Source organism: Streptomyces griseorubiginosus, from assembly GCF_017614965.1.
Taxonomy (GTDB): Bacteria; Actinomycetota; Actinomycetes; order Streptomycetales; family Streptomycetaceae; genus Streptomyces; species Streptomyces griseorubiginosus_B.
This window is the reverse complement of the sequence record NZ_WVUG01000576.1, coordinates 1-2,178: the sequence shown is the minus strand read 5'-3', so window position 1 is coordinate 2,178 and position 2,178 is coordinate 1. Positions and strand designations below refer to the sequence as shown.

The 2,178-nt window shown below is 72.0% G+C and carries 2 protein-coding genes; both read right to left on the bottom strand.

From position 1 onward, the window contains the following. Nucleotides 1-28: 28 nt before the first annotated feature. Entirely contained in the window at nucleotides 29-874 is an 846-nt protein-coding gene (locus GRC12_RS43805) for a sugar phosphate isomerase/epimerase family protein (RefSeq protein WP_208786000.1), read from the bottom strand. 37 nt (nucleotides 875-911) lie between these two features. Further along, complete coding sequence (locus GRC12_RS43800) at nucleotides 912-1,925, bottom strand: SCO3242 family prenyltransferase (RefSeq protein ID WP_208785999.1); 1,014 nt, start codon at nucleotides 1,923-1,925, stop codon at nucleotides 912-914. Between the last annotated feature and the right edge of the window lie 253 nt (nucleotides 1,926-2,178).

Here is a 2,178-nt window from a genome sequence, read left to right as displayed (position 1 = left end):
GCGGGAGGGCGGGAGGGAAGAGGGGGGATTACGCCGCTGCGGCCCTGAGGAAGTCGATGGAACGCCGGGCGACTTCGGGGGCGTCCAGGGCACCACCCTGGATCTCGACGGAGACCAGACCCCGGTGCCCGAGGGCCCGCAGTTCCGCGAGCACCGGCGGGAAGTCGATCTCGCCGGCGCCGAATTCGAGGTGCTGGTGGACGCCGCGCCGCATGTCCTCGATCTGTACGTTCAGCAGCCGCGGCGCCGCCAGCCGGACGCACTCCAGCACGGGGCGTTCCTCCACGCAGTGGGCGTGCCCGATGTCCAGGGTGATGCCGAACAGATCATGGCCGCCGAGGAGTTCGGCCAGCCGCAGACAGCGCTCCACCGTGTCGACGAACATGTACGGCTCTGCCTCGAAGGCGAGCGCCACGCCGTACCGCTGCGCCGTCTCCAGGACCCTCGCGAGCCCGTCCGCCAGCCTCTTGAAGGCGTCCGTCTCCGCCAGACCGTCCTGTGCCGGGCCGCTGCACAGGTGCACGGTCGGCGATCCGAGGTCCGCCGCGATGCGAACGGCCCTGCGCAGCAGGTCGGTTCTGCGTCCGTCCGGCTCCGACATCAACGTGGGGAGGTCTTTGCCCCGGTGGTCGAGGAGATAGGGCGCGCCCGTCTCCACCGTGATGTCGAGGCCGTACCGCGCGAGTGTCCGGGCGAGATCGGTGACCCGGCGGGACACATCGTCGGCGTACGGGTCGAGGTGGATGTGGTCGAGGGTGAGGGCGACGCCGTCGTAGCCGAGGTCGGCGAGGATGCCGAGGACGGCGTCGAGCCGGTGGTGAGTGAAGCCGTTGGTGCCGTAGCCGAATTTCAGGGGGGTGGGAGGTGGTTCCATGCTGACGGTTCCTCGTACAGCGTTCGGGGGGATACGTTCAGGTGGGGGACATACGGCGGGCGAAGCGTCGCGCGAGGGGGTGGCCGACGCCCAGGACTGCGGCGGCGGCCGGTGCACCGGCCCGCGCGGTCAGCGCCGCTTGCAACGGCATGAGCGCGAGGATGCCGGCGCCGACGGCCCGCCGTACGTTCTCACCGGATGGCTTGCGTAGGGCTCTGAGTTGGGCGGTGCCGTACGTGCCGAGGTAACCGAGCACGGCGCCCGCGGTGACGAGGGCGGTGCCGGTGTCGGGGGCGAGGGCGGGCGCCGACACCGGTACGCCTTGGAGGGGGAGGGCGGGACGACGGAGCGCGGCGCCTCGTTGCGGGACCGGGCGTGCGGAGCGGCGAATTTCGCGGGCCGCCTCGCGTACGGTCGGAGCGGCGGCCGCGACCGCCAGGGCCGCTGACGCCGCGAGGGTCCTGGCCGGCAGTCGGGCGGGGGCGCCGTGGATCTCGTGGCGGCTCAGGGCCATCAGCGTGTAGGTGTGGGCTCCCACCAGCGCCGCCGGCCCCGCGCCCTTGCGCAGTGCCGTGCCGGCCCGTTGGGCGGGGGAGGCCGCCAGCGCGCCCGTCAGGACGTCCAGGATGCGCGCGCCCGCCATGGTCGCCGCGCCCGCCGGGGTGTTCTTGAGGCCGAGGTCGTAGGCCCAGATCAGTCCCGCGAGAGGGCCGGCGCCCAGCAGGCCGCGGCGCCCTCCGGTGGCGGCGGCGAGTCCCAGACCGGCCGCGGTCAGACCGCCGGCGACCGCGAGTGCGGTGCGGCGCGGCACCCTGCCGGACGGTACTGGCCGCTCAGGGCGCTCCACGGCGTCGATGGTGGCGTCGGCGTAGTCGTTGAGGGCCATGCCGGCCCAGTAGAGGCACATGGACGAACTCATGGCGCCGAATACTCGGAAGTTCAGGGGATCTCCCGCGGCCGCCGCCCCCGCGAGCACATCACCGGGAACGCTCAGCGCCGCTGGGGCCCGGACGAGAAGCGCGAGGTCCCAGAGGCGTCTCCGCTCTTTCATGACCGCACACTAATCCAAAAATGGAACGTTCACACGTGCCACTCCCGCCCCATCGAAGTGACAAACAGAACACCGAAAGCGCTTCCGATATCCCCAACTTTGTGACCACAGCGGCTGGTTGAGGCCGGTCTTGTCCGCTACGGCTGCCGGCGCAGTCGCCGCCACACCGCCTTCGCCGCGTTGTGGCCCGACATGCCGTGGACGCCCGGGCCCGGTGGGGTGGCGGAGGAGCAGATGAAGACCGCCGGGTGGG

Excerpts from the sequence above, each read along its gene's own strand:
- GRC12_RS43805 (WP_208786000.1), bottom strand. The coding sequence starts at position 874 with ATGGAACCACCTCCCACCCCCCTGAAATTCGGCTACGGCACCAACGGC.
- GRC12_RS43800 (WP_208785999.1), bottom strand. The coding sequence starts at position 1,925 with ATGAAAGAGCGGAGACGCCTCTGGGACCTCGCGCTTCTCGTCCGGGCC.